Annotated in this window: 3 protein-coding genes and 1 pseudogene; all 4 read right to left on the bottom strand. The window is 74.9% G+C overall.

Annotated features, from left to right (window positions below; genetic code table 11):
• The coding region (locus HET64_RS37735; protein ID WP_215111742.1) for an ABC transporter permease at positions 1-676 on the bottom strand (676 nt) is incomplete at its 3' end.
• A 35-nt stretch (positions 677-711) separates the two neighbouring features.
• Positions 712-1,554: an ABC transporter permease gene (locus tag HET64_RS37730; RefSeq protein WP_215111741.1), complete on the bottom strand. Its 843-nt coding sequence runs from the start codon at positions 1,552-1,554 to the stop codon at positions 712-714.
• 97 nt (positions 1,555-1,651) lie between these two features.
• Positions 1,652-2,635: an ABC transporter ATP-binding protein gene (locus HET64_RS37725; RefSeq protein ID WP_215111743.1), complete on the bottom strand. Its 984-nt coding sequence runs from the start codon at positions 2,633-2,635 to the stop codon at positions 1,652-1,654.
• 128 nt (positions 2,636-2,763) lie between these two features.
• A pseudogene (locus HET64_RS37720) lies at positions 2,764-3,222 on the bottom strand (NYN domain-containing protein); the annotation flags it as partial.

Genomic DNA, 3,222 nt, shown 5'->3' with positions numbered 1-3,222 from the left:
CCAGGGGCCCCTGCACCGGCCCCCCGTAATACTCCGCGTACCCCGACCAGTCCGGCTCCACGTCCCGCGGCCCGAACGCCGCCGTGAGCAGCAGATGGATCCCCATCGCCGCGAACGGCCACGCCAGCACCGCCACCCACACCGAGTGCAGCTCCAGCGGCGCGTCGAACGTCACGCCCTGGCCGGCCTCCCGGGCCCGCGCCACCACGTCGGACGACGGGCCCAGCCAGATGCCGACCCGCCACGCCACCAACGAGGCGAGGAGCGCGCCCAGCGCCAGCCCCACGACCACGAGGACGCCCCCGCGACGCAGCCGCCAGAAGACGACGGCGGCCGAGAGCGCGCCGAAGCCGAGGGCCAGCAGGACGAACGTTCCGTCCGCCCCGATCGCCTCCTCGCCCTCGCTGTTCTTGAGGAAGACGGCCGTGTCGTCGGAGACCAGCGGCACACGCGGCGCGAGCCACAGCCACAGCAGCCCGAGCGCGATGCCCGCGAGCGTGACCAGGACGAGGACGACGGCGGCCTGACGGAGCTCCGTGGCCGTGTCGGGGTTGGCCGGATCGCCCGCCGAGGGCGCTGGGTGGGAGCCCGAGGGCGGGGCCTGCCACGGGTCATGGGGGCCGGGCTGGTGAGGCGGCGTCAGAGGTGCGGTCACCGTGCCATCGTGCCAGGCCACCCTGTGAGGCGCCTCACCGGATGCCGCACCCGGGCCTACCGTACGGCGGCCCGCCGGTACGCCCACGTCGCCACGGCCAGCGAGAGGACCCCCACCGCCGCGCAGATCGCCAGGAAGAACGCGATGAGCCCCCAGTCCGGGCGGGCGTCGAAGGACCGGGCCAGCGCCTCGACCCCGTAGGTCGAGGGCAGCAGGTCACGCGCCCACCCCACCGGCTCCGGCAGCCGCTCGGCCGGCAGCACCCCGAGCAGCAGGGCGGCGGACATCCCCAGCTGGCCCAGCAGGGTCGCCAGCTCCGGGCGCGGGGCGAGCAGCCCGAGCGCCGCGCCGAGACCGGCCAGGGCCGCGCCGGAGAGCGGGACGACGGCCACGAGGACCCACAGATGGGTCATCGGCAGCTGGAACAGCACGCTTCCGGTGATCGCCGTGAAGACCGTGCCGGGCACGGTGAACGAGGCGTAGGCGGCGGCCGCGCCGAGCACCACCGCGGCGGGCGGCACCGGCAGCGTGGCGTAGTGGTCGAGCCCGCCGCCCGCCCGCAGCTGTCCGAAGTACTGGGCGAGCAGGTTGAGCGCGACGAACGCGACGACCAGGACGCTGGATCCCGCGACCACCGCGCGGGCCTCCGCGCCGCCGTCCACGACTCCCCGCATCAGGACCATGATCCCGACGGACTGGAAGGTCGCCACGAAGAGCAGGGGGATCCGTGCCACGCGCGCCCGGGAGAGCTGGGCGCGGTAGACGGCGGCCAGCGAGGGCAGCAGCCGGGCGCGCGGAGCGAGGGGCGCGGCGACGGTACGGGCGGGGCCCGTACCGGAGGTGCCGGGCGCGGGCCGGGCGCTCGGCGGTGCGGTCCTGGCCGGAATGATGCCCGTCACCTGCGGCTGCCCCCCTGAGACACGTCCAACCCGCCCGAACCGCCGCGTACACGAACCGCGTTCACCGCGTTCACCCCATTCACGCTGCCCACGCCTCTCACGCCTTAACCAGCCCCTTGGTCGCATTGGCCGCGTCTCCCCCGAGCGCGAGATAGACATCCTCCAGGCTGGGCGTGGCCAGGGTGAAATCGTCGAGCGCGGCGAAGGCCGCGCCGCCCGTCACCGCGGCGACCGCGGCCCGCGCCTCGTCCGGCCCGAGCCGCAGCACCCAGCGCCGTCCGGACTCCTGGGCGGACGGCCGCAGGGCCGCCACCTCGGGGACGTCCAGCGGGGCCCGTTCACGCCACACCAGCTCGACGCGCACCTCACCGGCGACCTGCTCCTTGAGCCCGGCGGGGGTGTCGCAGGCGATGACCCGGCCGCGTTCGAGGACGGCGACCCGGTCGAGGACGGTCTCGGCCTCGATCACGTTGTGGGTGACCAGCAGGACCGTGGCCCCGCGCTCCGCGCGGCGGCGGTCGACGGCGGCCCAGACGGCGCGGCGGGCGACCGGGTCCATTCCGGTGGTCGGTTCGTCGAGGACGAGGACGGGCCGGTCGCCGACCAGGGTGGCGGCGAAGCAGGCGAGCCGTCGCTGACCGCCGGAGAGTTTCTTCAGGGGCCGCCCGGCGATCGCGGTGAGGCCCAGCTCCTCCAGGACCGCGTCGCGCTCGGCGCGCGCTTCCCGGAGGGCGAGACCGCGCAGCCGTCCGGTGGTCTCGGCGGCGAGCGAGACGGTCAGTTCGTCGAGGGCGGTGGATTCCTGCCCGAGGTAGCCGATGAGCCGGGAGGCCCGCTCGGGGTGGCGTACGAGGTCGTGTCCCAGCACCTCGACGCTGCCGGAGTCGGGTCGCATCAGCCCGGTGAGCTGGCGGACCAGGGTGGACTTGCCGGCGCCGTTGGGGCCGAGCAGTCCGAAGATCTCGCCGCGCGCGACGTCCAGACCGATGCCGTCGGTGGCGCGGACCTCGGGCGTCGCGGGAGTGCCCCGGCGGCCTCGGACGGCGGGATAGGTCTTGACCAGATCGCGCACCGCGCACACGGTGCCGGTGTCGCTCTGCGCCTGTGCTGTGCCCGTACTCACGAGGTACGAGGGTACGGGGTCACATGCCCCGGTTCACGCCCGGGGCCACCCCGCGTCGCCCGGCGGCCGCGGATGGTGCGGGACGGCTACTCCCCCGCCGGTACGTGCTCGGCGGCGGCCCGCACGTCGATCTCCCGCCAGAAGCCGGCCCGGATCGCGTAGCGGTCGTGCTCGTCGATCTGGTCGTCCTTGTGGGCGAGGAGCCCGAAGCGGGCCGCGTACCGCAGGAGTTCGCCGTCGATCCGGTGCGGGATGCGCGGGTACATGGTGGAGAGTTTCTGCAGGTGGACGGTTTCCGGCAGGCGCTCCATCCAGCGGCGGGCGAAGACCTGGCCCACCTCGAAGGGGTCGCCGCCGACGGTGGTGATGTCCTCCTCCCGGTCCGCCCAGCGCTGTTCGGCGCTGGTGACCTGGGCGAGGGTCGGCAGGGACGCGGTCTCCGCCGGCTCGCCGAGGGGCCCGCCGCGCTCCACCCAGCCCTTGTCGGAGGACCAGCGCAGCGTGGCGTTCGCGGGCTGGGGCGGGTTCTGGCGGTCCGGGTGGGT

The organism is Streptomyces sp. McG3 (assembly GCF_018619185.1).
Classification (GTDB): Bacteria; Actinomycetota; Actinomycetes; order Streptomycetales; family Streptomycetaceae; genus Streptomyces.
Note: the sequence above shows the minus strand (reverse complement) of the source record. Positions and strands in the feature narration are given on the sequence as shown.